The following is a 26,515-nucleotide window of genomic DNA, read 5'->3' as shown; positions in this document are numbered from 1 at the left end:
CGAATCCATGCTCAAGCTGTTGCGCTGCACCGCGCTTCTCGTGTCCGCCCTCCTCCCGCTCACCGCTTCCGCCGACCTGATTCCGCCGCCACAGCCCGACGCCCGGGCCTGGCTGCTGATCGATCACGAATCCGGCGCCGTGCTGGCGCAGTCGCGCCCCGACGAGAAGGTCGAACCGGCCTCGCTGACCAAGCTGATGACCGCCTACCTGACCTTCAAGTCGCTGAAGAACGGTCAGCTCAAGGCCAACCAGACCGTGCCGGTCAGCGTCGCGGCCTGGAAGACCGGCGGCTCGAAGATGTTCATCGCCCCCGACAAGCCGGTCACGGTCGATGAACTGATCCGCGGCATGATCATCCAGTCCGGCAACGACGCCTGCGTCGCGCTGGCCGAAGCCATCGCCGGGTCGGAAGCGGCCTTCGCGCAGATGATGAATGCCGAGGCCAAGCGCCTGGGCATGGCCGGCACGCAGTACCGCAACTCGACCGGCCTGACCGAGGACGGCCACTACACGACCGCCCGCGACCTCGCCATCCTGGCGCGCGCGCTGATCACCGATTTCCCCGAGTACTACCCGCTGTACTCGACGCTGGACTACACCTACAACGGGATCAAGCAGGGCAACCGCAACCGGCTGCTGACCATGGACCGCAGCGTGGACGGCATGAAGACCGGCCACACCGACGCCGCCGGCTGGTGCCTGGTGTCCTCGGCCAGGCGCGACGGCCGCCGCATCGTGTCGGTGCTGCTGGGCGCGCCGAACGAGAAGGGTCGCATCGAGTCGTCGGCCACGCTGCTGAACTACGGCTACAACGCCTGGGAAAACGCACGCCTGGCGCTGGCCGAGGAAGTACTGGAAACGCCTGCGGTCTATAAGGGCGCCGCGGCCAGCGTGCAGGTCGGTCCGGCGCACGACGCGGTGGTGACCGTGCCGCGCGGCCAGGCCGGCAAGGTCACCCGGGAAATCATCGTCGACAAGCCGGTCATCGCCCCGGTCGCCGCCGGCCAGAAACTGGGTACGCTCAAGGTCGCCATCGACGGCAAGCCGGCGGGCGAATACCCGCTGGTGGCCAAGGTGGCGGTCGAGGAAGGCGGCTTCTTCCGCCGCATCTGGGACACGATCCGGCTCTGGTTCGGCATTTGAGGACGACAGACATGACCGATGCACCGTCCGGAACGCCGCCCGCGTCACGCGCGGACACGCTGCTCGAGTTCCCGACCGACTTCCCGCTCAAGATCATGGGCGAGCGGCATGACGATTTCGCCCAGGTGGTGGTCGAGGTGGTGCTGCGCCACGCGCCCGACTTCGACCCGGCCACGCTGGGCATGCGCCCCTCGTCCGGTGGCCGCTACATCGGCCTCACCGCCACCATACGCGCGACGTCGAAGGCGCAGCTGGATGCGCTCTACATGGAACTGAGCGCCCACCCGATGGTGAAGGTCGTCCTGTGACCGCCGTCGTCCGCGCGCTGGGCCGGGTGGACTACACGCCGGTCTGGCAGGACATGCAGGCCTTCACCGCGGCGCGTGGTCCCAACACCCAGGACGAGTTCTGGCAGGTCGAGCACCCGCCGGTATTCACGCTGGGCCTGGCCGGCAAGCGCGAACACCTGCTGCGCGAGGTCGGCGTGCCGGTGGTCGACAGCGACCGCGGCGGCCAGGTGACCTATCACGGCCCGGGCCAGGTGGTCATCTACACCCTGGTCGATCTCAAGCGCGCCGGCCTCGGCGTGCGCGAAATGGTAAACAGCATCGAACAGGCGGTGATCGACCTGCTCGCCACACACGGCGTCGCGTCGCAGCGGCGGGCCGGCGCCCCCGGCGTCTATGTCGGCCACGGCGACGACGAAGCCAAGATTTCCGCGCTCGGCCTGCGCATCCGCAACGGCCGGACCTACCACGGCGTTTCGCTGAACGTCGATATGGACCTCACCCCGTTTACCGCGATCAACCCCTGCGGTTACAGTGGGCTGCGCGTCACACAGACGCGCGATCTCGGCATCGACCTCCCACCGGAGGCGATCTGCCGGCAACTGACCGACGCGCTACAGCGCGCCCTTTACGCATAGGTACCCTCCGCCATGAGCGACACCGCCTACGACCCGACCGAAAAACAGAAAGGCTCGCAGAAGACCGCCCGCATCCCGATCAAGGTGGTACCGGCCGAAACCCTGCGCAAGCCGGAGTGGATACGGGTGCGCGCCGCGCGCCACGACAGCCGTTTCGGCGAGATCAAGCAGATCCTGCGCGAGCACGGCCTGCACACGGTGTGCGAGGAAGCGAGCTGTCCGAACATCGGCGAGTGCTTCGGCGGCGGCACCGCCACCTTCATGATCATGGGTGACAAGTGCACCCGCCGCTGCCCGTTCTGCGACGTCGGCCACGGACGCCCGGACCCGCTGGACACCGAAGAGCCGCTGAAGCTGGCGAAAACCATCGCCGCGCTGAAGCTGAACTACGTGGTGATCACCAGCGTGGACCGCGACGACCTGCGCGACGGCGGCGCGCAGCACTTCGTCGACTGCATCCGTGCGGTGCGCGAACATTCGCCGCGCACGCAGATCGAGGTGCTGGTGCCGGACTTCCGCGGCCGGCTGGACATCGCGCTGTCCATCCTCGACGCGGCGCCGCCCGACGTGATGAACCACAATCTGGAAACCGTGCCGCGGCTGTACAGGATGGCGCGGCCGGGCTCCGATTACGCGCATTCGCTGGAACTGCTGCGCCAGTTCGGCGCCCGCCACCCGGAGGTGCCGACCAAGAGCGGCCTGATGCTGGGGCTGGGCGAGACCGACGAGGAAATCCTCGAGGTGATGCGCGACATGCGCGCACACAACGTGCAGATGCTCACGCTGGGTCAGTACCTGCAGCCCTCCGGCGGCCACCTGCCGGTGCTGCGCTACGTGCATCCGGACACCTTTGCGATGTTCGAGCGCGAGGCGACCGCGATGGGCTTCAGTCACGCCGCCTGCGGCCCGCTGGTGCGCTCCAGCTACCATGCCGACCGGCAGGCGCACGCCGCCGGCCTGGCCACCGGCTAGTCCGCGGTATCGCGTGCCGCCTCCAGGCGGCGCAGCGCGCTCTCGAAATCGAACTGGGCAATCGCGCTTTCGATGGCCGGCAGCTGGCCACCGAGCGCGCGCAGCAGCCGGTCGCGCTGTTCGCTCACCAGCCGGGTCGCGCTGTAGTCGCCATGTTCGAGCAGGCGGGCCAGCTGGTCGAGCAGTTCGGCGCGCGCCTGCGCCGACTCCTGCGGCTCGGCGTCCGCGTCGGGCAGCGCCGGCGACGCGTCATCGAGTGGCGTCAGGGCCTGCTTCAGTCCTTCGATCAGCGGCGTCATCTGGTCGCGCACCCGATCCAGCAGCACCGCCAGTTCATCCACCGGCCGACGGCTGCGCAGCGCCGACTCCAGCAGCGCGGCCGCCTGCTGCAGGCCGTCCGCACCGATATTGCCGGCCACGCTCTTCAGCGAGTGCACCTGGCGCTCGACACTGGCCAGATCGTTCGCCTGCAGCGCCGCCACCATCAGTTCGAGGTGCTGTTCTCCGGCGACGAAGCGGCGCAGCAGGCCCAGATAGACCGCCGGCTTGCCGAGCACCCGTTTCAGTCCGACCTCGGTATTCAGTCCTTCGATGCGCGGCAGCTCGATCTGCGGCGACACCCGTGACGGCAGCACCGGTTCTTCCCGGCGGTCGCGCTCCAGTACCGGATTGCGCAGGCGTATCCATCGCAGCAGCTTGGCCCACAGATCCTGCGGGTCGATCGGCTTGGCGATGTGGTCGTTCATGCCGGCGTCGAGACAGGCCTCGACGTCCTCGCGCATGGCATTGGCGGTCATCGCGACGATGGGCAGGCCGGCCAGCTCCGGCATGTCACGCATGCGCCGGGTCGCGGTGAGGCCGTCCATCACCGGCATCTGCATGTCCATCAGCACCAGGTCATAGTGCTGCCCGGCCACGCGGGACAGCGCCACCGCGCCGTCCTCGGCGATGTCGATCACCAGTCCGGATTCGCTCAGCAGTTCGCGCGCGACTTCGCGGTTCAGTTCGTTGTCCTCGACCAGCAGCACGCGCGCGCCGGCCAGCGCCGCCATTTCCGCCGGCAGGTCGGACGCCGCGGTGCCCGCCACCCGGCTTTCGTCGCCGGCCAGCACACGCATCGTGGTGTCGAACAGCACCGACGCATTCACCGGCTTGATCAGCACGTCGTCGATGCCGACCTCGCGCGCCTGCAGCAGCAGGTCTTCGCGGCCGAAGGCGGTGACCATGACCAGGCGCGGCGGATGGGCGAGGCCCAGCGCGCGGATCTGCCGGGCCGCCTCGATGCCGTCCATGATGGGCATCTGCCAGTCCAGATAGACGACGTCGTACGGACGGCCCTCGGTGGCTGCACGCCGCACCTCCTCGACCGCACTCCAGGCGTTGATGCGGTCTTCGGTGAAGAAGGACATGCTGCGCAGCAGGTTGCCGATCACCTCGCGTGCGTAGTCGTTGTCATCGACGATGAGCACGCGGCGGCCGCGCAGGTCAGGGTGCGGCAGCAGCTCGCGCTTCTGCCGGCTGCTGCGGCCCAGGCGGGCGGTGAACCAGAAAGTGGAGCCCTGGCCCGGCACGCTCTCGACCCCGACTTCACCGTCCATCAGTTCGGCCAGCTTGCGGCAGATCGCCAGACCCAGACCGGTACCGCCATACTTGCGCGTGGTCGAACTGTCGGCCTGCTGGAAGCTCTCGAACAGCCGTGCGCGCTGTTCCTCGGTCAGCCCGATGCCGGTATCGCGCACTTCGAAGCGCAGCAGCACGACGTCCGGACTGTCCTCGATCATGCGCAGCCGGAGCACGATCTCGCCGCGCTCGGTGAACTTGACCGCGTTGTTGGTGTAGTTGATCAGGATCTGACCCAGACGCACCGGGTCTCCGATCAGGAAATCAGGCACCGCGGGATCGATGTCGAACATCAATTCCAGGCCCTTGGCCGCGCTCTTCTCGATCACCAGCGCCGCCACGTTGTCGAGCACCTTTTCCAGCTCGAACTCGATGCGCTCTACCGTCATCTTGCCGGCCTCGATCTTTGAGAAGTCGAGGATGTCGTTGATCACGCCGAGCAGGTGCTGGCTCGACAGCTGTATCTTCTTCATGAAGTCGCGCTGACGCGGCGTCAGTTCGGTTTTCATCACCAGGTGCGACATGCCGATGATGGCGTTCATCGGCGTGCGGATTTCGTGGCTCATATTGGCCAGGAAGTCCGACTTCATCCGGGTGGCCTCTTCCGCCAGTTCCTTCGCGTGCTTCAGCGCGGCCTCTGCCTCGCGCTCGGCGGTGATGTCGTCCACCATCCAAACCGAGCCCTTGTCCGGATCGCGCGGATCGATGGCGTGACCGGTGATGCGCGCCCAGAACAGGCGGCCGTCGCGCCGCACCAGCTGCAGTTCGTGACGCATCGTCTCGCCGCGCCAGATCGGGCCGTAAGCGGCGCGCCCGGTGGCGGCCCAGCTTTCCTCGTCCGGATACCACACGCGGGTCGGCTGGCCGATCAGTTCGCCGTCCGGATAACCGAAAATCTCGTGCAGCCGGCGGTTGCAGCGCTGCTGCATGCGGTCGCGCACGAGCACGATGCCGGAGGTCGCGGAATCGAGAATCGCCCGCTGTTCCTCATGGGCCACGCGCAGCGTGTCCTGCGCCAGCTTCTGAAGTTCGAGCTGGCGCGCCAGTGTCTTCTCCACTTCGAGCCGGTCGGTGATGTCGCGCAATGCACTCGCCACCAGCATGCCGTCCTCGGTCTGTATCGGGCTCAGGCTGATTTCCACCGGCACCTCGCGCCCGTCGGCAGTGAGCGCGTGCAGCACGCCGGTACCTGCGCCCATGAAGCGGGTGCGCGGCTCATGCACGAAGCCTTCGCGCATCCCCGGGTGGGCCGCACGGAACCGGGACGGAATGAGCATCTCCACCGGCTGGCCGAGCATGTCGCTGCGGGCGTAGCCGAAGAAGCGCTCGGCCTGCTGGTTGACCATGACGATGGTGCCGCTGCGGTCGGCGATCACCATCGGGTCCGGCGTGGAATCGAGCAGCGCATGGAACTGCTGCTCGCGCGCCCTCAGGCCGGCCTCGGCTTCGGCACGGCGGCTGATGTCGGAAAACAGCGCGAAGGTGAACGGGACACCGTCTTCGGTCAGCACGCTGCCATCGACCAGGCAAGGCACCGTGCTGCCGTCCGCACGGCGCAGCGATACTTCGGTGCTGGCGCCGTCCTGCTGCGGCAACGCACCGCCGGCGATCAGCTCGCGCACCGGGCGGCCGGCCAGGGCGGCCGGCTGCAGGCCGGTCAGCCGGCTCATCGCCGCATTGCTGCGCGTGATCCGGCCCTCTTGATCGATCAGCACGAAGCCCTGACGCGTGGTCGCCAGAATGGCGTCGGCCCGCTGGCGCTCGCGCGCAATGCGCTCGCCGGAGCGCATGAACAGCAGCATGCCGCCGATGATGAAGCTCATCACGATGCCAACACCGAGCGCCAGCGTGGTGGAACTGACCGCAACCACATCGCCCGGCAGATCGGCCGGCAGGAAGACCGCCGCCTCGATCGCGATGTAATGCATGCTGGCGATGGCGAGGCCGAGCACCGCGCCGCCGAGCAGCGAGGACAGCCAGCCCTTGTGCGCATGCACGCCGCGGGCGATGAAGGCGCGCAGCTGCAGGGCCGCGATCGCCAGCGCGATGGCCGCCAGCAGCGACAGGGCGAACAGCGTCGGGTCGTAGTGCAGCACGCCTTCGAGACGCATCGCCGACATGCCGCTGTAGTGCATGAGGCCGATGCCGCAGCCGATCACCGCGCCGCCGGTCAGCAGCTGACCGGTGGAGGGCGCCTCGCGCGCGATCAGGTGCAGCGCCACCACGGCGGCCACGATGGCCGGCAGCACCGAGAGCGCGGTCACCCACGGGTCGTAGGCCACCGCGCAGTCGAGCCGGAAGGCGAGCATGCCGATGAAGTGCATCGACCACACGCCCAGTCCGAACATCAGCGCCGCCAGCGCGACCCACAGCCGGCGATGCTCCGAAGCGCTCATGCGGCGCAGTATTTCCAGCGCGGCGAACGACGACAGCACCGCGATCAGCAGGGACAGCATGACCAGCCCGAGGTCATAGCTGCTGTGGAAAGCGCGGTCGAGCACGTCGTCCGCGCGGATGAAACTCACCTCTACACCGGGAAGCAGGCGCATGTCAGCCGTCCTTGAGCTCGGCGTGCGCGTCGATCAGCGCGCGCAGCACGACAAGTGCCTCGGGAAATTCGAAGGCTTCGATCAGGCGCGCGAGCGGATGCACGGCCTGGGTACCCAGATGTGCTTCCAGCGCCGGTTTGAGTTCGCGCCATACCGTACCCGACTTCATGTCGTCGTGATCGAGCAGCAGGGCCAGCCGGGCAATCAGTGCGCGCACCGTGTCCAGCGGCACCGCGGCCGGTGCCGCGACCGCTCCCGGCAGGGCGCGGATTTCCGCGCACACCGCTTCCATGCAGGCTTCGCAGGCCGCCAGCTGTTCGACCACCGCTTCGGTCACGCCTTCATGCAGCGCGTGTTCGATCAAGGCCGCGCAGTCGCGCAGCGCCAGCGCGCCCACCGTACCGGCCACGCCCTTGAGCGTGTGCGCGATGCGTTCGCCGATCAGCAGATCGCCCTCCATCACCGCCTGCCGCAGCCGCGTGACATCGCCGGCGTGGTGATCGACGAACATCTGCAGTACCTCGCGATAGCTGTCGACGTCGCCATCCAGGGCGAGCAGTCCGGTCTGCTGGTCGATCGCGCCGCCCTGCAGCGGCAGCGCGGTCGAGGCCGGGCGCGGCGGCAGCGGCGCGGCCGCCGGCGGCTCGCGACTGTCGTCCGGTATCCACTGCGCCAGCGCCGAGAACAGGCGCTCCGGATCGACCGGCTTGACCAGGTGACCGTTCATGCCCGCCTCTTCGCAGCGGCGGCGGTCGTCCTCGAAGGCATTGGCAGTCATGGCCAGTATCGGCAGCGCCTGCGCATCGTATTGCGCGCGCAGGCGGCGGGTCGCTTCGATGCCGTCCATGACCGGCATCTGGATGTCCATCAGCACCACGTCAAACCGGGCGGCATTCACCTTCTGCAGCGCTTCGACGCCATTGGCCGCCACCTCGACCGTGAGGCCCGCGCGCTCCAGCAGTTCGCGTGCGACTTCCTGGTTGATCGGATTGTCCTCGACCAGCAGCACGCGGGCGCCGGCACGCACCCGGCTCACCACCGGCACCGGGCGCGGCACCTGGTCCGCACTGCCCCGCTCGAAGCGGGCGGAGAACCAGAAGGTGCTGCCCTTGCCCTGTTCGCTCTGCACACCGACCTCGCCGCCCATCAGACGGGCCAGCCGGCGGCTGATGACCAGGCCCAGGCCGGTACCGCCGTACTTGCGGGTGGTGGCGGCTTCCGCCTGCTCGAAGGCCTCGAACAGGCGCGTCTGCTGCTCCGGCGCGATGCCGATGCCGGTGTCGCTCACCTCGAACCTCAGCATCACCGCCGCCTCCTGCTCGAGCAGGATCTGCGCCCGCAGGGTGATGTGACCATGCTCGGTGAACTTGACCGCATTGCTGAGGTAGTTAATCAGGATCTGTCCCACCCGCAGCGGGTCGCCGACCAGCGTGAGTCCCTGCAGGCGCGGGTCGATCTCCTCGCGCAGTTCCAGGTGACGCGACGCGATGCGGTCCGCCATCATGCTGCGCACATGGTCCAGCGTGGTCAGCACGCTGAACGGCACTTCCTCCAGCTGCAGCCGGTCGGCCTCGATCTTGGACAGGTCCAGCACGTCGTTGATGATGGCCAGCAGATGCTTGGCGGAGCCAGTGATCTTTTCCAGCTTGTCCAGCTGGGCCGGCACGCTGAGTTCGCGCCTCAGCAGATGGGTGAAGCCGATGATGGCATTCATCGGGGTGCGGATTTCGTGGCTCATATTGGCCAGGAAGGTGCTCTTCGAGCGGCTCGCCGCCTCGGCGTCGATGCGCGCGCGTTCGAGTTCGACGGTGCGGCTGCGCACCAGCTCTTCGAGGTGGTAGCGGTGGGCATCCAGTTCCTCGGCCGCCGCCTTCTTGTCGGAGATGTCTTCCTCGATCACGATGTAGTGGGTGATGCGTCCGTCCTGCTGGCGCACCGGCGCGATCTGGGTGGCTTCGGTGTACAGCGATCCGTCCTTGCGGCGGTTCACCAGTTCGCCCGCCCAGGCCTCGCCGCGCCACAGCGCTTCCCACATCGAGTCGTAGATGCCGATATCGGTCAGTTCAGAGCGCAGCCCGCGCAGGTTCTGGCCCAGCGCCTCCTCACGGCTGTAGCCGGTGATTTCGGTAAAGCGCTGATTCACGTATTCGATGTCGGCATCGGTATTCGTGATGACGATGCTGTTCGGGCTCTGCTCGACCGCCAGCCACAGCTTGCGCAGGTCGGCTTCAGTGCGCTTGCGCGCGGTGATGTCGCGGGTCACGCCCTGCAGGTGAGTGATGCGGCCGTCGGCGTCGGTGCGCAGCGTGGTGGTCACTTCGGTGTCCACCACCCGACCGTCCCGGCAGGGCTGCTCGATCTCGACCGTCCGCGTACGCATGCGCTGGTCGCCCGCCTTGAACGCGGCAATGCGCTCGACGAAAGGACCGTACAGGCGCGCATAGCTCTCCGGCGTCATCAGTTCCTGCAGGCTGCGGCCGATCACTTCATCGCTCGAGTAGCCCAGCATGCGTTCCACTGCCTGGCTGACGAACACGAAACGCTCGGCCTTCAGGTCGTACAGCCAGATCACGTCGCTGGCGTTCTCGGACAGCAGCCGGTGCTGTTCCTCGCTCTCGCGCAGGCGCTCTTCCGCCTGCCGGCGCTCGGTCATATCGATATGGGTACCGCTGACGATGAGGGGGCGACCGTCAGGCGTGCGCCGCGTCACCCGGCCGCGGTCGGCGATCCACACCCAGTGGCCGTCCTTGTGACGCATGCGCACATCGCACTCGTAATACTCGGTCTCGCCGTCGAGATGCCGCTGCAGGGCGGCGTTGGCCCGGCGCAGGTCGTCCGGATGGACGAAGCGCGCCCAGGTGTCGGTGGTGAAAGGCTGCAGTTCAGCCAGCTGATAGCCGAACATGTCGGCCCAGCGCTCGTTGAACACCGCCTCACCGGTCTGCAGATTCCACTCCCAGGTACCGGCCCGCGTGCCGTCGATGATGTCCTGCAGCCGCTGGCGCTCGCGGTCGAGCTGGGCCTGCATCTTGGAACGGTCGGTGATGTCCCACCAGATGTTGGACACGTACTGCCGGCCCTGCAGCGTGATCGGCTTGGCGCTCACGCGCACTTCCGTGACGCTGCCGTCCTTGCGCCGGCGCAGTGTGTCGAACTGCATGCCACCGCTGCGGATGACCTCGCGCAGGCGCGCCGCCACATCTGCCCGCTCGTACTGCGCGTTGATGTCCGGCAGCGTGAGCCGGGCGAACTCCTCGCGGGTATAGCCAAGGCCATTGCAGGCGGCGTCGTTGAATTCGACGAAGGCCAGCGTTTCGGCGTCGACCAGCGTGATCGAGTCCGACGCCTGCGACACGATGGCCCGGCTCACCTCTTCCCGCTGGTCCGCGCGCGCTTCGTCCTCGCGCCGCTGCACGACGCTGGCCAGACGGTCGGCCAGTGTTTCCAGCAGTTGCCGCTCCTCGATCAGGAAAGGGCCATCAGCCTGATCCGGCATGTCTTTCAGATAGCCGATCACCAACTGACCCCGCACATTGCCCTTCACCCGCAGCGGCTCGCTCGCGCGCTGGACCACGCGGTCAAAGCCGGGGGTGGCGTGCACGCGCCCGTCGAGTTCGATGCAGGCCGCCGCCTGCTGCGGATGCATCAGGCCGTCGGGCAGCAGTGCAGCCACCTCGAGCAGCATGGCGTCGAGCGGGCGGAGCCAGTCTTCGGTGATGCGGAATATCGAGTACAGGCAGCGCAGTTCCTTCACCCGCTCGGCCAGTGCAAGTTCCGCCTGCCGCATCGACGTGACATCGCGCGCCATGCCGAGCACGCCCACCAGACGCCCGTTGCCGTCGGTCACCGGCGTCTTGGTGGTCTGGAACAGCCCGCGGTAGCCGTCATCGCTGAAGGTGAGCCACTCTTCGTTGGTCAGCGGCTTTCCGGCTGCCGCCGCGGCCCTGTCGTGGGCGCGGAAGAAGTCCGCAAGTTCACGATCAACGAATTCGTAGTCGGAATGGCCGATCAGTTCGGCTTCGGTATGGCCATACAGACGCTCGAAGCGCGGATTGCAGAAGCGGAAAATGCCATCGGCGTCCTTCAGCCACACCAGGTCAGGCATGGCGTTGAGCAGCATGCGCAGGCGGTTGCGCTCCTCGTCGAGCGAGGCCGCCTGGGCGTCGGCCAGCGCGCGGGCACGGCGCAGGCGACGCACATGGACGAACTGCGCGAACAGCAGCACGCACACCAGCAGCAGGCTGCCGCCCAGACCCATCATCACGTCCGCGTGATCGGCCCACAGCTCTCCGATCTCGCCCGGGCGCAGCCCCTGCGCCCGCGCATCGGCGGCGAGCGCCGTCAGCGCAAGCGTGGCCGCACGCAGCAGCAAGCAGGGACGTGACCGGAAAAACGGGGACATCTTCGGGGCTCGGGGCGGCACCTGCTATGCGGAGGCGGCCTGATGTTCCGCCAGATCGGCGTATCGCGCTGCGATCGCGGCGAATTCATCGATGTTCGCGATGAAGGCGTCCACCACGTCCGGGTCGAAGTGCTGCCCGCGGCCCTGCACGATGATGTCGGCGGCCTTCTCGATCGGGAATGCCGGCTTGTAGACACGCTTGCTGATCAGCGCATCGAACACGTCGGCCAGCGCCATCAGCCGTGCCGGCAGCGGAATGGCCTCGCCGGCCAGCCCTTCCGGATAGCCGCTGCCGTCCCACTTCTCGTGGTGGCAGCGGGCGATGTCCATCGCGATGTAGAGGAAGTCGAGCGCCTCGCGCTCGTCCTGGTCGCTGATCGCGCGCCAGATCGCGTCCGCACCCTGCTGCGCGTGGGTCTTCATGATTTCCCACTCGTCCGGCGTGTGCTTGCCCGGCTTGTGCAGGATATGGTCGGGAATCGCCACCTTGCCGATGTCGTGCAGCGGTGCGGCCTTGGTATAGGTTTCGATGCGTGCCGGCGTCAGCGTGTCCGCGTAGCGCGGCAGCGCCGCCAGCGCGCGGGCGAGCACATTCACGTAAGACTGGGTGCGCAGGATGTGATTGCCGGTCTCGTCGTCGCGCGCCTCGGCCAGGCTGGCCAGCGCACGCATGCTCACGTCCTGCACCACCTGGTTCTGACGCATGCGGCGCGCGATCTCGCTTTCGAGCCAGAGGTTCTGGTCGCGCATGCGGTCGCGCGCCTCCTTCAGCTCGAGCTGGCCGCGCACCCGCGCCAGCACGATGGCCGGGCGCACCGGTTTGGTGATGTAGTCCACCGCCCCCAGTTCGAGGCCATGCGCCTCGTCCTCGGTACTGTCCAGCGCGGTCACGAAGATGACCGGCAGTTCGCGGGTGGCCGGATTCTGGCGGAGGCGGCGGATCACCTCGTAGCCATCCATTTCCGGCATCATGACATCGAGCAGGACCAGATCCGGCCGAGGATCCGACACCACCGCAGTCAGCGCGCGCTGGCCGGAACTGGCCACCCGTACGCGGTAATGCGGCATCAGTATTTCGCCGAGCACCGTCAGGTTTTCAGGCGTGTCATCGACCAGAAGCAAGGTTTTCTGCGGGTTCTCGGCATCGCCTTGCGGAGCGTTCACTCAGGTTGTCTCCAGTTCATGCTGGGGCACGAAGGACGCCGGAGGCCGCGGGCCGACAGGACATCGATCGTGGGATGCCATCTTACTCCGGCGGCCTGCCGCAAATGTATAAACAATATGACCGGACCGCGCGGCGAAGCCGTTTGAGGCGTGTCCGCAGCGCTGCAGGCGCAAGCGGCCGGCCCTTCGCCGGCCGGTGCGCCCACCACTCTGAACGATCCGAAAGGCGACCATGCGAGCACTGTTGACCGGACATACCCACGGGCTGGGTGCCGCGCTGGCCGCCGGCCTGCTGCAGCGGGGCGTGCAGGTGCTGGCGCTGTCGCGCGGACGGGCGCCGGAGCACGCAGGGCTCACTCAGGTGGCGCTCGATCTGTCCGACAGCGCCGCACTGGCGACCTGGCTGAACGGCGACGCGCTGCGCGATTTCCTGGCGGGCGCCGGTCAGGTGATGCTGATCAACAATGCCGGCACGCTGGGGCCGGTGAAGCCCCCCGGCCGGCAGTCCGCACCTGCGCTGGCGCAGGCGGTGGCACTGAACGTGGCAGCGCCGCTGATGCTGACCGATGCGCTGATCGCCGCCAGCCCGGACGCACATGACCGGCGGATCGCGCATGTATCGAGCGGCGCGGCGCGCACGCCCTATGCCGGCTGGTCGGTCTACTGCGCGACCAAGGCCGCGCTCGACCAGCATGCGCGGGCCGCCGCACTGGACGCGCCGGCGGGATGCCGCATCGTCAGCGTCGCCCCGGGCGTGATCGATACCGCGATGCAGGCGCAGATACGCGCCACGCCGGACAGCGATTTCCCGAACCGCGCCCGCTTCGAGGCGCTGCAGCTCGACGGTGCGCTGTGGCCGCCGGCCGAGGCCGCGGCGCGCTTCATCGACCATCTGCTGTCGCCGCAGTTCGGCGACGAAGCGGTGGTGGACCTGCGCAACCTGGACGTCCGGCGCTAGCGCGCGCCGCCGGTCAGCTGCGGGTAGCCAGGAACTGGCGGAACTCGGCCGCGTCCATCGGTCGCGCATACAGATAGCCCTGCGCCACCTCGACCCCCTGCTGACGCAGATAGCTGGCCTGCTGTTCGGTTTCCACCCCCTCGGCCACCATGTGCAGCTTGCGGCTGCGGGCGATCTCGACGATGTGCGGCACCAGCGGCGCGTGCGGGGTTTCGGCGCCTATGGTGCCAACGAAGGCGCGGTCTATCTTCAGCGCATCGACCGGCAGGTCATGCAGATAGGACAGGCTGGAATAGCCGGTGCCGAAATCGTCCAGCAGCACTGTGTGTCCGGCCTCGCGCAGCTGCGCCAGCGCGTCGGCCGCAGGACCTGCCTGTATCAGGTTGCGCTCGGTCAGTTCCAGTTCGATCTGGCTGCGCCGGATGCCGCTGCCCTCGATCACTTCGGTCAGCAGGCCGACGATGTCGCCGCGCTCCAGATCGTGTGACGCCAGGTTCAGCGACACCGTGAGCTCCGGCCGCCGCTGCAGCAGATCACCGATCTCGGCGATGGCGGTGCGCAGCACGCGGGCGGTGATTTCGTGCTCGAAGCCGGAGTGTTCGGCCAGATGCACCAGATCGTCGGTGCTCATGACCGGCTCGTTCTGGTCGGGCCAGCGCACCAGCAGTTCGGCGCCGACGCAGCGGCCGTCGCTCAGCCGTATCTGCGGGTGATAGGCCACCCGCAGCTCACCCCGGCGGATGGCGGCCAGCAGCGCGGTGGCCGGCGAGAAATACTCGCGAGCGAAGCGGCGCACCGCCCACATGAGCAGCGTGCTCAGCAGCACGCCGAGCAGGGTCATCATGACCAGCGGCTGGGTCCACGCCGCCATCAGCTGGGCGCGGGTCTGCGCACCGACCGCGACGATGGGCAGGCGGGTCGACTGCGCCACCGCGTACAGACGGTCGCCCTGTATGCGCTCGCGGCCGGTGACCGCGGTGTCGATCATGCTGGGCAGCAGCGGCTCGTCGACATGGGCCAGCGGCAGCCAGTCGGTGGTGCTCAGCACCGCCAGCCGGGTATCGCCGACCGGACGCGCCTGGAAGTGGCTGGCGTGGATGAGGGCAAGGTGATTGCCTCGGCTGATGGCGACCGACGGTCGCACGTCGTCCAGCGTGTGGGTGACCCGGAACCAGATCTGGCGGCCGTTGCCGTCGGACCAGTCGGCCGCCGGAAGCTGCCGGCCGTGATCGGCTTCGCCCATGCTGCTGCAGGCGATGGCGCCGTTCTCGACATAGGCGATCTCGCGCACGAAGGGGGTGCAGTAGGCGATCTGCCGCAGACGCTGGATGTGGGCGGGCGAGCAGGCGGGCTGCGGAATGCTGTCCAGACCGGACAGTTCGGACTGCGCCTCGTCGAACACCTGCTCGGCGCGCGCGAGCGCCTGCTGCGCGAGCGCATCAAGGTGCTGGGTTTCGACCCGCAGCGTATACACCCATGAAAAGTACAGGCCGGCCGCGACCGGCAAAAGGCCGGCCAGCAGCGCTGCCAGGGTGAGCAGCGAGGTCAATGCGCGACGTCGCATCGGAGCTGTTCTTCGTTGGTCGTGACCGTTGGAACGGTCTTCTTATCGGAGTGCACGAGAACCGGAGTGTAAGCGCTGCCGGTGACAGCGCAGCACTCACCCCGCCCAATCTTCGGGACTTTTTGTCACGATCCCCGCTGAAGCAGCTGCAGCGTCAGTTCCACCCGCGCCTGTACCGGGGTGAGCGCACCGGCGGACGGCAGGGCGGGCGCCGCGCCGTCGGGCTCGACCAGCGCCCCGCGCCCGATGCGGTTGGCGCGCAGCACCGCCACGCCACCGGCCTGCGCCTTCAGCAGCGCGGCTTCCAGCGGAGCGGCCAGCGTACCGTTGCCGGTGCAGGCGGCGACCAGGCCGCCAGCGCCGAGCGCACACAGCGCCTCCACCAGCGCGCCATCGGCACCGGCGGCGCTGGTGACGATGTCGACCCGCGGCCAGTCCTCGCGCAGCACCGGCGCCAGACCGAGAGCTTGGCCGGCCGGCCAGTCGCGCAGCCGGCGCAGCCGGCCTTCCTCGATGTAGCCGAGCGGGCCGGCGTCGCCGGAATCGAAGGCGTCGACACGATACGGATGGATCTTGCGCACCTGGTCACCGGCATGCACGGTGCCGGCGATGCAGGCCAGCACGCCGCGCGCGCCGGGCAGCGCAGCCACGCGCACCGCGTCGAGCAGGTTCTGCGGCCCGTCGGCCGACGGTGCGGTGGCCGGCCGCATCGCGGCGGTCAGCACCACCGGCTTTGCCGGCGCCAGCACCCGCTGCAGGAAGTAGGCGGTCTCTTCCAGCGTGTCGGTGCCGTGGGTGATCACCACGCCCGCCACCTCGTCGCGCGCCAGGTGATGGGCGACGCGCGCCGCCAGCGCCCGCCAGATGGCGAAGGACATGTCCTTGCTGTCGACCTGGGCCACCTGCTCCGCCTCCAGCGGCAGACCGGCCAGCGCCGGCACGCCGGCCACCAGGTCCTCGACCGATATCTGCGCCGCGGTGTAGCCGACATGGCTGTCGCTGCGACGGGCCTGACCGGCGATGGTGCCGCCGGTGCCGAGAATGACGATGCGCTTCATGGCATACCTTGCTGTGGGCTCGCCGCATTCTCGCGGAGCGCGCGATCGCGGCGCAAGCGCGGCGGCGCTTCCCAGCGGACCGCGCGTTCGGACACAATGCGGGCCGACCGCCGATGTTCACCGGATACCCACCATGCGCCTGCTGTTCTTCTTCGCCGCCCTCGGCTTCGCCATCCTCGGCATGTCCGGCGTGACGCTGAGCCTGCTCAACCTGATCGACGACAGCCAGACCGGCGGCTGGCCGCTGTGGCAGTCGCTGCCGATGGCCGCGGTCGGCGCCGGCGGCTTCCTGTTCTGCCTGATCCGGGTCATCCGCGGCGTGCGCGCGGCCGGTACCGCTCAGCAGGACTGAGCCCCCCTCCAGGCGCGCCGGCAATGGCCCCCGACGTGATGGCGGTGGTGCTGTGCGCGGCGCTGCTGCACGCCGGCTGGAATGCGCTGGTGCGCAGTTCGCAGGACACGCTGCGCGACACCGTGCTCATCGTCGCCGGTGCGGGTCTGTGGGCGCTCTGCCTGCTGCCGGCGCTGCCCGCTCCCGCCGCCGCCAGCCTGCCCTGGCTGGCCGCGTCGGTCGCGATCCACGTCGCCTACTTCCTGCTGGTGGCGCGCGCCTACCGGCACGGCGAACTGGCGCTGGCCTATCCGCTGATGCGCGGCTCGGCGCCACTGATGACCGCAATGGCGGCCAGCGCACTGCTCGGCGAAACGCTGCCGCCCGGCGGCTGGATCGCGACGCTGCTGATTGCCGCCGGCATCCTGCTGCTCGGACTGGACGCGCGCCGGCGCGGGCACGCCGCGCCCGGCGTGCTGCGCACCGCGCTGTGCAACGGTGGCGTGGTCGCGCTGTACACGCTGGTCGATGGCCAAGGCGTGCGGCTGTCCGGCAGTGCCTTCGCCTACACCGGCTGGATGTTCGTCGGCACCGCAGTACTGCTCGGCATCGTGCTGTGGCGGCTGCGCAGGCCCGCGCTGCCGGCGCTGCTGCGCTCGGGCGGCCGCCGTCTGCTGCTGGGCGGTGCCGGCACGCTCGGGTCCTATGCGCTGGCGCTGTGGGCCATGACGCGCGCACCGGTGGCGCTGGTCGCTGCACTGCGCGAAACGTCGGTGGTGTTCGGCCTGCTGATCGCCACCTGCGTGCTGAAGGAGCCGGTCACCCGGGTACGCGTGGCCGCCATCCTGACCGTGGCGGCCGGAGCGGTCGCGCTGCGGCTGGCGCCGGCTTGAACGGTCAGGGCTGCCGGCGCCGGCTGCCGCGCAGCTGGGCCGGGGTGACGCCGAGCCGGGCGCGCAGCACCCGGGTCATGTGGGCCTGATCGGAAAAGCCGCAGCTGGCCGCCACTTCCTTCACCGCCTGATCACCGGCCACCAGCAGCTGCTGGGCGCGCTTCACCCGCTGGTCAATCACGAAGGCGTGCGGCGCGCGACCCTGGGTGGCGCGGAAGCGGCGGTGGAAAGTGCACACGCCCAGGCCAGCCGCTTCGGCCATGTCCTCCAGACTCAGCGATTCGTGCATGCGGGCCTCGATCAGGTCGAGCACCCGGCGCATCTGCGCCGGTGACAGGCGGCCGCCGGCGATCGGGGCGCGGAAGGACACTTCGGCGTACTTGCGCAGCAGGTGAACCGCGAGCTGGGTGCCCAGCGCCTCGGCATACAGCGACCCGCCCATTTCCGGATTCACCGCCTCGCCGGTGATGGCGTCGGTGATCGCCAGCAGCGTCGGATCACGGGTGCACAGCACGTCGTGCAGCCTGACCTCGGACACCGGCCTCTCCATCACTTCGCCCGCCACCCTCGACATGAGCCCGTTCGACAGATAGACGTGCGACACGTCGATCTGCCGGGTCCAGTGCCAGTGCGACGGCTCCGACATCGACAGCAGCGAGGCGTCGCCCGGCCGGCAGTCGGCGCGCGACCAGCGCGCGTCGAAACAGCGGTCCATCGGCGTGCTGCCGGCGCTGTAGCGCACCACCATGAAATGGTCGAGCGGCGGGATCGGCACGTCGAGACCGGCGTAGCGGTAGGAGCGGTGGGCCACGCCCTTCCAGCCCAGCCCGTCACTGGATGACAGCACCCTGCCCGGCACCCACTGCGGCAACTCTTTCGGCGTGATGATGTTCGGCATGTCGTGCTCCCGGCGGAACGGCCCTCCGCAGCGTAGCAGAGCGCACGCGCGCCGGTTTTTGCGGCGCAGCGTGCACAGGCCGGCCGCCGGCTCAGTCCACCGGCGCGGCGAGCAGCGCCTTCAGGTGTTCATCAACCTGGGCCACCATCGCCGGGTCGGTGCCGAGCAGCGCGAAGTGGCCATCGATGCTGTCCAGCACGCGCAGTTCGCTGCCGGCCACCAGCTGCTGTTCGCGGCGGCAGTCTTCCGGCGGGAAGAACATGTCGTGGCTGATCGGCATCACGGTCATCTTCGCGCGGATGCGCCCGAGCGCGGCCGCGAGGTCGCCGCCGGCGTGCCGGCTCACGTCACCGCGCTGCCACTTCCAGGCCATGCAGAGCAGGTCGTTCGGGTCCATCGGGCCGAAGTAGCCGATCATGAAACGCTCGACGAAATCGGCCACCGACTCGAAGCCGAGCGCGCGGTGACGGTCCTCGCGGAAGAAATCCACGCTCCAGCCCATGACGGTCCACAGCTTGGCGTGCCGGCGCAGGCCGGCGATCACGTCGGCGGAGTTCGCGTAAGCACCGTCGCGGAAGGCGGGGTCGGAGGTGATGGCCTCGACCAGGGTTTCTGCGAACAACAGGTCATGCTCGGTGTTCTTCGCGGTGCCGGCAATCGGCGCCGCGCGCTTCACGCGGTCGGGAAAGCGCACCGCCCATTCCCAGGTCTGCTGCGCCCCCATCGAGCCACCGACCACCAGCTCCAGCCGCTCGATGCCGAAGTGCTGCGCCAGCAGGCGCTGCTGTGCCCGTACGTCATCCCCGATGCGCACGCGCGGGAAACGCGCCATCGCGATGTCGCCGTCGCTGTTGTGCGGCGAGGTCGACAGACCGTTGCCGATCTGGTTGATCTGCACGATGAAATATCGGCTCGGGTCGAGCGCGTGGTCAGGCCCGATGTACACCTGCTCGATGATCTTGCTGGTGCCCGAGTACCAGGTGGGCACCAGGATGGCGTTGTCCCTGCGCGCATTGAGCGTGCCGTGGGTAGCCACCGCCAGTCGGCAATCGGGAATCGTGCCGCCCTCTTCCAGCGCCAGCGCACCGATGCTGATGAGCTGGAAGGGGCCATGCACGTCCTGGCTGTAATAGTCGTTCTGGATCATTGCTTTCTCCTCCGTCGGCGCCGTCACCGTGCGGCGCAGTGTCCGGGCCCGGCCGGCGCGTGCCGGCCGGGTGCATCGCCTTCAGGCGAACGTGAAGCCGCGATAGCCGCTGGCCGCGACCTCGTCGCACTTCTGGCGGTAGGTGCCGACCCCGCCGATGTAGGACAGCAGGCGACGCGGCTTGCCCTCGACGTTGGAGCCCATGTACCAGGAGTGGGTCTTCACCACGAGGGTGCGGTTGGCGGTTTCGTCGTGGTGCGCCACCCAGGCGTCCTCGAAGGCCTTGGACGGCTCGATCTCGCGCCGGCCCTGCTCGCGCATCGAGCGGATGCAGTCGGTGATCCAGTCCACCTGCTGCTGCAGGCAGGTGGTCATGTTGCACAGCGCGGCCGACGGCGCGAGCGGCGCGCCGGTGGTGAACAGATTGGGGTAGCCATGCACCTGCAGACCCATGCTGGTACGGATTTCGCGGCTCCAGTCCTCCTTCAGCGAACGGCCGCCGCGGCCCCGGATGTCGATGCGGGTGAGCGCACCGGACCCGGCGTCGAAACCGGTGGCGAGAATGAGGATGTCCAGCTCATGCACCGTGCCGTCCGCGGTCATCACGCCCTCCGGCACGATGCGCTCGATCGGCGACGCCTTCACATCGACGATCTCGACATTGGGCTGGTGATACACCTCGAGGTACTGGCTTTCCAGCGGCACACGGTGGGTGCCGAAGCCGTAGGTGGTCGGGATGAGCTTTTCGCACAGCACCGGGTCCTTCAGCCGCTCGCGCATCTTCTGCCGCACGAATTCGGACACCGCCTTGTTCACCTGTTCGTCGAAGAACATTTCCGAGAACGACGCCAGCCACAGCGCCAGCGAACCGTCGGCCCACAGCCGCTCCAGCACTTCGGTGCGCTGCGCCGGCGTCAGGTCGGCCCAGGCCCCGTTGCTGAAGTCGTATTCGAAGCCGGAGAAGGTGTTCTTGATTCGGTCGCGGATTTCCGCGAAACGCGCGCCCTGCTTCGCCCAGTCCGCCGGGCTGTATTTCGGGTTCCGCATCGGGATGACGTACTGAGGCGTGCGCAGGAACACCTTCAGATGGCCCACCTGCGGCGCGATGGTCTGGATGACCTGGATGCCGGTGGCGCCGGTGCCCACCACGCCCACCCGCTTGCCGACGAATTCCACCCGTTCCTTGGGCCAGCGCGCGGTGTGATGGATCTGCCCGCGGAACGAGGCCTGGCCCGGAAACACCTCGTTCAGCGGCGCCGACAGCATGCCGGTGCAGCTGATCAGGAAGCGTGCCTGCAGACGTTCGCCGCGGTCGGTATCCACCGTCCACAGCCGGGCCGCCTCGTCATAGCGCGCCGCGGTCACCCGGGTATCGAACAGGAAGTGCTTGCGCAGGTCCGCCCGATCGGCCACGTAGTTCAGCCAGCGCTCGGTTTCCGGCTGCGCCGGGTAGCGCTCGCTCGGCTGCCAGTTCTTGAACATGGCCTCGTCGAACCAGTACTGGTAGATCTCGGCTTCGGAATCGAAGCGCGCCCCCGGGTAGCGGTTCCAGTACCAGGTGCCGCCCACCCCGGAGGCCGCCTCGATGCCCCGCACCGAAAAGCCCAGTTCGCGCAGCCGGTAGACCTGATACAGCCCGGCCACACCCGCCCCGATCACGATCGCGTCGAAGGTCTTCGTGCCCTCGTCCGTCCCCGCCGCTGCCGCGGCCGCCTTTGCTTCGCCCATCATCCCCTCCGTTTTTTTTGGCTGTATGCAGAACCCGGAACGGCCCCGCGCAGTGCGGGACCCTGTGGCGCTGACTTTAGGGACGGGCGATAGCGGCCGGCTTGAACGAGGCCGGCGATCTTTTGAACAAAACAGGCGCGCACCGCTACCGCGCCAACGGTGGGGCGGACGGCGTCCGGATACGGAGGGAGCGGAAATGAAAAAGGCCAGTCCCGGAGGACTGGCCTTTCTGATGGTGGGTTGTGAGTGGCTCGAACACTCGACCTACGGATTAAGAGTTGATCCACCCGGGCCTTCCGGGCACTTGCCAGGGGCTTTCAACCGCTTGTTTCATCGGAAGTTTATCCGAACTCGCCCGAAGTGCTCCGCAGTCAGACGCGGGCCTCTGAACGCTCCAATGCTACCACTTGCGCTAACACCACTTGTCATAAAGCGTGTTGGCAAACGATGAGAAAGCGCCTCGGCTGTGCCGGCACGTCACAAATCGTTCCGAGGCCGGACCTCTGATCACCGTCGGTTCGCCAACCACCTCGCTCCGCAAACAGGGAGCGCGGCACAGGAAATGCAGGGTGTCGCAGATGACGCGATGAGAGGGCAGCAATCGGCTTCCGTCGCGACCCGCCTCAGCCATTCAGAGCCCGCGCTCCTCACCCTGGCATCCACAGTCGCGCTGTTACTTTCTGTCCGCGGCGCCTCTGCCATCGCTCTTCGTTCGTAAAGGGAGGCATCGCTCAGAGGGGCATTTCAAAAAAACGAAAAAAACCTTGCAAAGACCCAAAACGTTTCCGATAATGTGTTTCACACACATCAAACAGAGCACCCTATGGACACCAAGATCTCGTTCGATACCGTCAAGGACAGCGCGACAGCGACAGTTTACTGCCTTGCATACACCTGCGACCTTCAGCTTCGTCAAGGCGCGGGCGCAGCCATGCTCGCCCTGCCCTCCGACTGCGAAATGCCGGACTGGCCTTCATACAGCGACTTCGACCTCGGCAGCCTGGACGCAACCAAGGGACTGGAGACCGTATTCCGATACGGCGTCCATGGGGAACTCGAGGGCGCCGGCATCAATGACGACTGTGAGGAGGGCAATCTCGGCCGACTACAGGCGCTGCTCTCTCTGGTCTCGAACAACGTCGTTGATCGCAATTGGGACGAGATCGCCGACATGCATGGTCCTCATGACAGTGGCCGCGCGTTGGCGATGGTCGTCGCGCTCGCGGCCGCTCGCTTCAATCTGGACCATACGCGGTTTGTCTCCCTTGAAGACATCGCACTGCTTGGCGGCATGCAGGAACGAAGCGTACGTAACGCTTTGCATGCAGAGGGCGAATCCTTGCTCGTCGCGACCCGCGATGAGAAAGGCGAGCTCGTCGTCGAAAAATCGGAAGCACTCAGGTGGCTGCAGACCCGCCGAGGGTTCAAGCAAACCGAACGAATCGGCACCTTGGGACGGCCCACGCCGAACGCTCTGCAACCGGATGAAATCATGCCCTTCCTCAAGGCGCGGCTCGCAGACTTTTTCGCGTCGCCAGAAGACCTGCGCGAGCGGTTCGGCCATTCCGATGCACGGATCGAGGACATTTGGTACGCGAACATCGCACACCCCCGTGGTCTGACCGCCGAGCGCGTGAAGGCGCTTTTTGAGGGGCAAGTGCAGGATCTGTCTCCTGACGAGGACTGCCCTCTGCTTTCGCAGATTCTGGCGCTGGACCAGGCGTGGCTATCCGAACAGGTGCTTCGCGCCCAATTTCCGCAGGCCATGCGGGAAATCACGCCCGTACGCCCCGCGGCCTCGCCGGTCGCCATATCACCCTTCAACGAGCGTGAGGCGACCCTAGACGTCAAATTGACCGACGCTGGCATCCGCAACGGGTATTTCGACATCGAGGCGCGCTACGCCGAACGACTTTTTCCTGCCGATAGCTTTGGCAGTCGTGGCGGCGACAGGCACGGGGTTGCAGTCGAACTGCATCACGACATCAAGAAGAAATCGCCTTACGTCACCGATATGCGTGTGAAGAGCGAGAGTCTCGTAAGTCCCCGCAAGAGATTCAGCGCGTACTTCACCGCTCACGCGGCCAAGGCCGGCGACGTGATCCGCATTCGCCGCACAGCAGAACGTGCGTACACCCTGAGCTTCATCTCTCGGCAAGAGGCCTGAATGGAAAACAAATCACGTGTCGCACACTTCATTGCTGAGCTCATCAGTGCCTCCGGGAAATTGCAGAAGGATATTGCAGAGAAGGCAGGCTTCGAAAAGCCGAACATGATGACCATGATCAAGCAAGGCAAGACAAAGCTTCCGCTGGAACGGATAGGCCCCATCGCGCGCGCCTTGGAGGCTGACCCTGTTGCGCTGCTCCACATGTGCCTCGAGGAATATCAGCCGGAGACGTGGCGTGAAGTCAAACCATACCTGCAACCCGCTCTTTCCGAAGCCGAGCGCCAGATCATCTCTGCGCTGCGCGCCCGCGCCGGCACCCCATTCATCGAAGCGCTGAGCGAGGAATCCAAGAGGCACTTGAAGGACTTCCTGGATTCCGTTCGAAATGACGAAGCGCGAATCGAACTGGAGACAATGCGATGACTCAGATGACCCGACATGCGCAAGTCCGAACTCAGCAGCGCAGTATTCCGCCGATGCTCATCGACATTCTGCTCCAATTCGGAGAGAGTGAGCCAGCTGGAGATGGCGCAACGAAAGTATTCTTCAACAAGACTTCACGGAAGCAATTCAAGGCATACGCTGGGCCGCTTGCCCGAATTCTCGAGGAATACCTCGACGTCTATGTCGTGGTCAATAAGGCTGATCAAGTGATCACAACCGCGCATCGCACCGAGCGAATTCGTCGCCATTAATGAACTGTCGGCGCCGCTACTCACTGCTGAGGGCGGAGCTGATCGTGGAGGTGATCCGGCGCATGGCGGCCGGCGAAGATCCAGACCAGGTGCTTCCCCCGCTGAGTCCCGAGCAGCAGCGCAGCAAGGAACTGCGGCGAATGGTGCGCAGGAAGCTGAAGGAGGTGAAGTGGATGAAGTGATTCAATGCCGCGGAACGCCTCGTGCGCGCGCGTTTACATGTACGGGCAGCGAACTGCTGCCGCTCCGGCAAGAGTGTGCCCCGTAACCTGCCCGCGCAACCTAGATGGGGCAGTTGAAGCGGCTCGATATGTACATTCTGAAGGCGAGCTCCGGGCTTGCAGAGATCTGCTCATTTCCTGAACGAAAGTGAGCCCGCAAGAACTCCGCGATGATCTTCAGCCTCCAGCGGCCGCGTTGGATCGATCCCATTGGTTCCGGATACGCCTCGGGGCTGGAGCACCTGTCCGAACCCACATGCCGGGCGAGCGCGGCATCCAGCGTTCGAGCAAAAAAGGCGAAGCACTCGGCCTCTCTGGGGTCTATGAAGCTGAAGCGATCAATGGAGCCATCTGAGGCTCTGAGCAGGCCTCGGCACGCACTATCAACGTCTCCCCAAGCGGGCAGAGAGCCGGATCGATGCAGTATCTCGTTTGTCTCGCGCGGGTCCAGAGTGGAAGCCGATGCGGACAAGCAGCAGAAGATCGCCACAATCGAAAGTACGTGTTTCACAGCGCCCTCCTCGTGCCTCCGCAAACGAGGCTCCGGTGCGGAGTGCGGGTACTCGACCACTTTAAACCTTTGGGTTGTGCGGGAGCGTCAACACACCTGTCTTTTGCGCCGTGCGTGCCGGAGACGTAACCCCGGCGTAACCCCAGCTCAGAAATGAAAACGGCCCCCATCGCTGGGGGCCGCTTAGATGCTGGTGGGTTGTGAGTGGCTCGAACACTCGACCTACGGATTAAGAGTCCGCTGCTCTACCAACTGAGCTAACAACCCGGAAAACGGCTTCGCCTGCTGCTTCGGCCCACCTGGTGGTGGGTCGGGCGAGACTCGAACTCGCGACCAACGGATTAAAAGTCCGCTGCTCTACCGACTGAGCTACCGACCCTCGCCTTGCGAAGACCGCGGACTATAGGCGAGCGAACCCGGGTCGTCAACCTTTTTCTGCAACATCAATCGCGCATCAGCCACCAGGAGGTGGCTTTCATGGTCAGCGCGGAACCGGCGATCACCGCCAGCAGCGTGAACAGGGCGCCCAGGGCCAGCGTGGACAGGCCGGTGATACCCTGCCCCACGCTGCAGCCGGAGGCCAGCACGCCGCCGCAGGACATGAGCACCGCGCCGAACGCGTGCCGCACCAGGTCGGCCTTGCTGCGGAACCACTCGATGCGGAAGCGCCGCGAGAGCAGCGCATGGATGAAGGCGCCGAACGTCACGCCGGCCAGCGCCATGGTGCCGAAATTGAGCAGCGCGCCATTGGCCGGATCCATCAGCCAGCGCAGGCCGTCGGCCATCGGGCTGACGAAGGTATAGGACTGCGCTTCGACCCGGCTGGGCACGACGTCGGCAAACTCGGCCCATTCCTTCCACGCCGCCGCGCGCGGGCCGGCGGTGAGCCACCAGCCGGCGAGCACCGCCAGACCGAAACCGATGCCGCCCAGCAGTTGGTCCGGATTGCGGCGGAAGTCGGCGGACGCGAATGCCCAGATCGCCAGACCTCCCGCCAGCGCCCAAGACAGCCAAGCATTCAGTACTGCCGCGTCACCGCCGCTGGCCGCGGCCGCCAGCGCACCGATCGACTGCGACGGGATGCCGTGCGCGTCGAGCGCGATCGTGAAGGACTGGGTCCAGCCGAACAGCGCCTGATAGCTGTCGGTGTAGATCATCCGGTAGGCGGTGACCGCGGCCACCGCCAGCACGAACAGCGATTTCAGGTTGCCGCCGCCGATGCGCACCAGGGTCTTGTTGCCGCAGCCGCTGGCCAGCGTCATGCCGACGCCGAACATGAGGCCGCCCAGCAGATGGCGCAGCCAGGCGAACTGCGGCGTGCGGTAGGGCGGAAAGGTGGCGTTCAGGTCTACCACGCCGGCCGACTCCATGGCCGCCACGCCGGCCAGGGCCACCGCGATCGCCAGCATCCACGACCGCATGCGGCCAAGGTCGCCGATATTGATCCAGTCGGACACTGCGCCCATGGTGCAGAAGCCGGTGCGCGCGGCGAGCGCGCCGAGCGCGACCGACAGCGCGAACACGGCGAGCAGGGTTTCGGTGTGGATGTTCAGTTCCATCGTCGT

The 26,515-nt window shown here is 67.1% G+C and carries 20 protein-coding genes and 2 tRNA genes; 11 read left to right on the top strand and 11 right to left on the bottom strand.

The features are described 5' to 3' along the window. Positions 1-7 precede the first annotated feature (7 nt). The 4 genes from METUNV1_RS16690 to lipA are packed head-to-tail and all read left to right on the top strand — an operon-like array spanning position 8 to position 3,041. On the top strand, positions 8-1,144 hold the full coding sequence (locus METUNV1_RS16690) for a D-alanyl-D-alanine carboxypeptidase family protein (RefSeq protein WP_008063829.1): 1,137 nt from the start codon (positions 8-10) through the stop codon (positions 1,142-1,144). A gap of 11 nt (positions 1,145-1,155) precedes the next feature. Then, complete coding sequence (locus METUNV1_RS16685; protein WP_008063827.1) at positions 1,156-1,452, top strand: YbeD family protein; 297 nt, start codon at positions 1,156-1,158, stop codon at positions 1,450-1,452. Continuing rightward, a complete protein-coding gene (lipB, locus tag METUNV1_RS16680; protein WP_008063825.1) occupies positions 1,449-2,069 on the top strand; it encodes a lipoyl(octanoyl) transferase LipB in 621 nt (206 codons plus the stop codon). Before METUNV1_RS16685 ends, lipB begins: the two co-directional genes overlap by 4 nt. A 12-nt stretch (positions 2,070-2,081) precedes the next feature. Beyond that, a complete protein-coding gene (gene lipA, locus METUNV1_RS16675; protein WP_008063823.1) occupies positions 2,082-3,041 on the top strand; it encodes a lipoyl synthase in 960 nt (319 codons plus the stop codon). Here the strand turns inward: lipA and METUNV1_RS16670 are convergent. Genes METUNV1_RS16670 through METUNV1_RS16660 form a run of 3 tightly spaced genes read right to left on the bottom strand, consistent with a single transcriptional unit; the run spans position 3,038 to position 12,776 of the window. Further along, the gene (locus METUNV1_RS16670) at positions 3,038-7,210 is read right to left on the bottom strand and encodes a PAS domain S-box protein (RefSeq protein ID WP_008063822.1); all 4,173 of its coding nucleotides are present in this window, start codon (positions 7,208-7,210) and stop codon (positions 3,038-3,040) included. The two genes, lipA and METUNV1_RS16670, sit on opposite strands and share 4 nt — an antisense overlap. A gap of 1 nt (position 7,211) precedes the next feature. Beyond that, positions 7,212-11,612 (bottom strand): PAS domain S-box protein, encoded by a 4,401-nt coding sequence (locus METUNV1_RS16665; RefSeq protein WP_043360175.1) that lies wholly within the window; start codon positions 11,610-11,612, stop codon positions 7,212-7,214. 24 nt (positions 11,613-11,636) lie between these two features. After that, entirely contained in the window at positions 11,637-12,776 is a 1,140-nt protein-coding gene (locus METUNV1_RS16660) for a response regulator (protein ID WP_043360173.1), read from the bottom strand. Positions 12,777-13,008: 232 nt separating this feature from the next. Between METUNV1_RS16660 and METUNV1_RS16655 the strand changes: the two genes are divergently transcribed. Continuing rightward, positions 13,009-13,734 (top strand): SDR family oxidoreductase, encoded by a 726-nt coding sequence (locus tag METUNV1_RS16655; protein ID WP_043360171.1) that lies wholly within the window; start codon positions 13,009-13,011, stop codon positions 13,732-13,734. A gap of 13 nt (positions 13,735-13,747) precedes the next feature. Here the strand turns inward: METUNV1_RS16655 and METUNV1_RS16650 are convergent, their stop codons facing one another. Both METUNV1_RS16650 and METUNV1_RS16645 read right to left on the bottom strand, forming a co-directional pair. Continuing rightward, entirely contained in the window at positions 13,748-15,298 is a 1,551-nt protein-coding gene (locus tag METUNV1_RS16650) for an EAL domain-containing protein (protein WP_008063817.1), read from the bottom strand. Between the two features lie 125 nt (positions 15,299-15,423). Further along, positions 15,424-16,356 carry an asparaginase gene (locus METUNV1_RS16645; protein ID WP_008063815.1) on the bottom strand — a complete coding sequence of 311 codons (933 nt, stop codon included), beginning with the start codon at positions 16,354-16,356 and terminating at the stop codon, positions 15,424-15,426. 133 nt (positions 16,357-16,489) lie between these two features. Here METUNV1_RS16645 and METUNV1_RS16640 point away from each other — a divergent pair, with 133 nt between their 5' ends. Further along, positions 16,490-16,708, top strand: coding sequence for a hypothetical protein (locus tag METUNV1_RS16640; RefSeq protein ID WP_008063813.1), 219 nt, complete (start codon positions 16,490-16,492; stop codon positions 16,706-16,708). A gap of 23 nt (positions 16,709-16,731) precedes the next feature. After that, the gene (locus METUNV1_RS16635) at positions 16,732-17,580 is read left to right on the top strand and encodes an EamA family transporter (RefSeq protein ID WP_008063811.1); all 849 of its coding nucleotides are present in this window, start codon (positions 16,732-16,734) and stop codon (positions 17,578-17,580) included. A gap of 4 nt (positions 17,581-17,584) precedes the next feature. On the opposite strand, the gene METUNV1_RS16630 is transcribed toward METUNV1_RS16635, so the two are convergent. The 3 genes from METUNV1_RS16630 to METUNV1_RS16620 form a co-directional block, all read right to left on the bottom strand. Further along, a complete protein-coding gene (locus tag METUNV1_RS16630; protein ID WP_008063809.1) occupies positions 17,585-18,478 on the bottom strand; it encodes a helix-turn-helix domain-containing protein in 894 nt (297 codons plus the stop codon). 91 nt (positions 18,479-18,569) lie between these two features. Continuing rightward, positions 18,570-19,625, bottom strand: coding sequence for an alpha/beta fold hydrolase (locus tag METUNV1_RS16625; protein WP_008063808.1), 1,056 nt, complete (start codon positions 19,623-19,625; stop codon positions 18,570-18,572). An 81-nt stretch (positions 19,626-19,706) separates the two neighbouring features. Continuing rightward, positions 19,707-21,353: a flavin-containing monooxygenase gene (locus tag METUNV1_RS16620; protein WP_008063807.1), complete on the bottom strand. Its 1,647-nt coding sequence runs from the start codon at positions 21,351-21,353 to the stop codon at positions 19,707-19,709. Between the two features lie 823 nt (positions 21,354-22,176). Here METUNV1_RS16620 and METUNV1_RS16615 point away from each other — a divergent pair. The 4 genes from METUNV1_RS16615 to METUNV1_RS16600 are packed head-to-tail and all read left to right on the top strand — an operon-like array spanning position 22,177 to position 24,400. Further along, positions 22,177-23,520 carry a hypothetical protein gene (locus tag METUNV1_RS16615; protein ID WP_008063806.1) on the top strand — a complete coding sequence of 448 codons (1,344 nt, stop codon included), beginning with the start codon at positions 22,177-22,179 and terminating at the stop codon, positions 23,518-23,520. Next, complete coding sequence (locus METUNV1_RS16610; protein WP_008063805.1) at positions 23,521-23,946, top strand: hypothetical protein; 426 nt, start codon at positions 23,521-23,523, stop codon at positions 23,944-23,946. After that, entirely contained in the window at positions 23,943-24,218 is a 276-nt protein-coding gene (locus METUNV1_RS16605; RefSeq protein ID WP_008063804.1) for a hypothetical protein, read from the top strand. The genes METUNV1_RS16610 and METUNV1_RS16605 overlap by 4 nt, the downstream gene beginning before the upstream one ends. A 44-nt stretch (positions 24,219-24,262) precedes the next feature. Continuing rightward, positions 24,263-24,400 carry a hypothetical protein gene (locus METUNV1_RS16600; protein ID WP_157257869.1) on the top strand — a complete coding sequence of 46 codons (138 nt, stop codon included), beginning with the start codon at positions 24,263-24,265 and terminating at the stop codon, positions 24,398-24,400. A gap of 741 nt (positions 24,401-25,141) precedes the next feature. Here the strand turns inward: METUNV1_RS16600 and METUNV1_RS16595 are convergent. From METUNV1_RS16595 to METUNV1_RS16585, 3 genes are all read right to left on the bottom strand, one after another. Next, positions 25,142-25,217: transfer RNA gene (locus METUNV1_RS16595), tRNA-Lys, on the bottom strand. A gap of 36 nt (positions 25,218-25,253) precedes the next feature. Then, positions 25,254-25,329: transfer RNA gene (locus tag METUNV1_RS16590), tRNA-Lys, on the bottom strand. 64 nt (positions 25,330-25,393) lie between these two features. Further along, on the bottom strand, positions 25,394-26,509 hold the full coding sequence (locus METUNV1_RS16585; RefSeq protein WP_008063802.1) for a YeeE/YedE family protein: 1,116 nt from the start codon (positions 26,507-26,509) through the stop codon (positions 25,394-25,396). Positions 26,510-26,515: the final 6 nt, after the last annotated feature.

The sequence above is a fragment of the Methyloversatilis universalis FAM5 genome (assembly GCF_000214035.2).
Taxonomy (GTDB): domain Bacteria; phylum Pseudomonadota; class Gammaproteobacteria; order Burkholderiales; family Rhodocyclaceae; genus Methyloversatilis; species Methyloversatilis universalis.
This window is presented reverse-complemented; position numbering and strand designations above follow the sequence as displayed.

Coding starts and splice junctions, on each gene's coding strand:
- METUNV1_RS16690 (WP_008063829.1), top strand. CDS start 8: ATGCTCAAGCTGTTGCGCTGCACCGCGCTTCTCGTGTCCGCCCTCCTC.
- METUNV1_RS16685 (WP_008063827.1), top strand. CDS start 1,156: ATGACCGATGCACCGTCCGGAACGCCGCCCGCGTCACGCGCGGACACG.
- lipA (WP_008063823.1), top strand. CDS start 2,082: ATGAGCGACACCGCCTACGACCCGACCGAAAAACAGAAAGGCTCGCAG.
- METUNV1_RS16670 (WP_008063822.1), bottom strand. CDS start 7,210: ATGCGCCTGCTTCCCGGTGTAGAGGTGAGTTTCATCCGCGCGGACGAC.
- METUNV1_RS16665 (WP_043360175.1), bottom strand. CDS start 11,612: ATGTCCCCGTTTTTCCGGTCACGTCCCTGCTTGCTGCTGCGTGCGGCC.
- METUNV1_RS16655 (WP_043360171.1), top strand. CDS start 13,009: ATGCGAGCACTGTTGACCGGACATACCCACGGGCTGGGTGCCGCGCTG.
- METUNV1_RS16650 (WP_008063817.1), bottom strand. CDS start 15,298: ATGCGACGTCGCGCATTGACCTCGCTGCTCACCCTGGCAGCGCTGCTG.
- METUNV1_RS16645 (WP_008063815.1), bottom strand. CDS start 16,356: ATGAAGCGCATCGTCATTCTCGGCACCGGCGGCACCATCGCCGGTCAG.
- METUNV1_RS16640 (WP_008063813.1), top strand. CDS start 16,490: ATGCGCCTGCTGTTCTTCTTCGCCGCCCTCGGCTTCGCCATCCTCGGC.
- METUNV1_RS16635 (WP_008063811.1), top strand. CDS start 16,732: ATGGCCCCCGACGTGATGGCGGTGGTGCTGTGCGCGGCGCTGCTGCAC.
- METUNV1_RS16630 (WP_008063809.1), bottom strand. CDS start 18,478: ATGCCGAACATCATCACGCCGAAAGAGTTGCCGCAGTGGGTGCCGGGC.
- METUNV1_RS16625 (WP_008063808.1), bottom strand. CDS start 19,625: ATGATCCAGAACGACTATTACAGCCAGGACGTGCATGGCCCCTTCCAG.
- METUNV1_RS16620 (WP_008063807.1), bottom strand. CDS start 21,353: ATGGGCGAAGCAAAGGCGGCCGCGGCAGCGGCGGGGACGGACGAGGGC.
- METUNV1_RS16615 (WP_008063806.1), top strand. CDS start 22,177: ATGGACACCAAGATCTCGTTCGATACCGTCAAGGACAGCGCGACAGCG.
- METUNV1_RS16610 (WP_008063805.1), top strand. CDS start 23,521: ATGGAAAACAAATCACGTGTCGCACACTTCATTGCTGAGCTCATCAGT.
- METUNV1_RS16605 (WP_008063804.1), top strand. CDS start 23,943: ATGACTCAGATGACCCGACATGCGCAAGTCCGAACTCAGCAGCGCAGT.
- METUNV1_RS16585 (WP_008063802.1), bottom strand. CDS start 26,509: ATGGAACTGAACATCCACACCGAAACCCTGCTCGCCGTGTTCGCGCTG.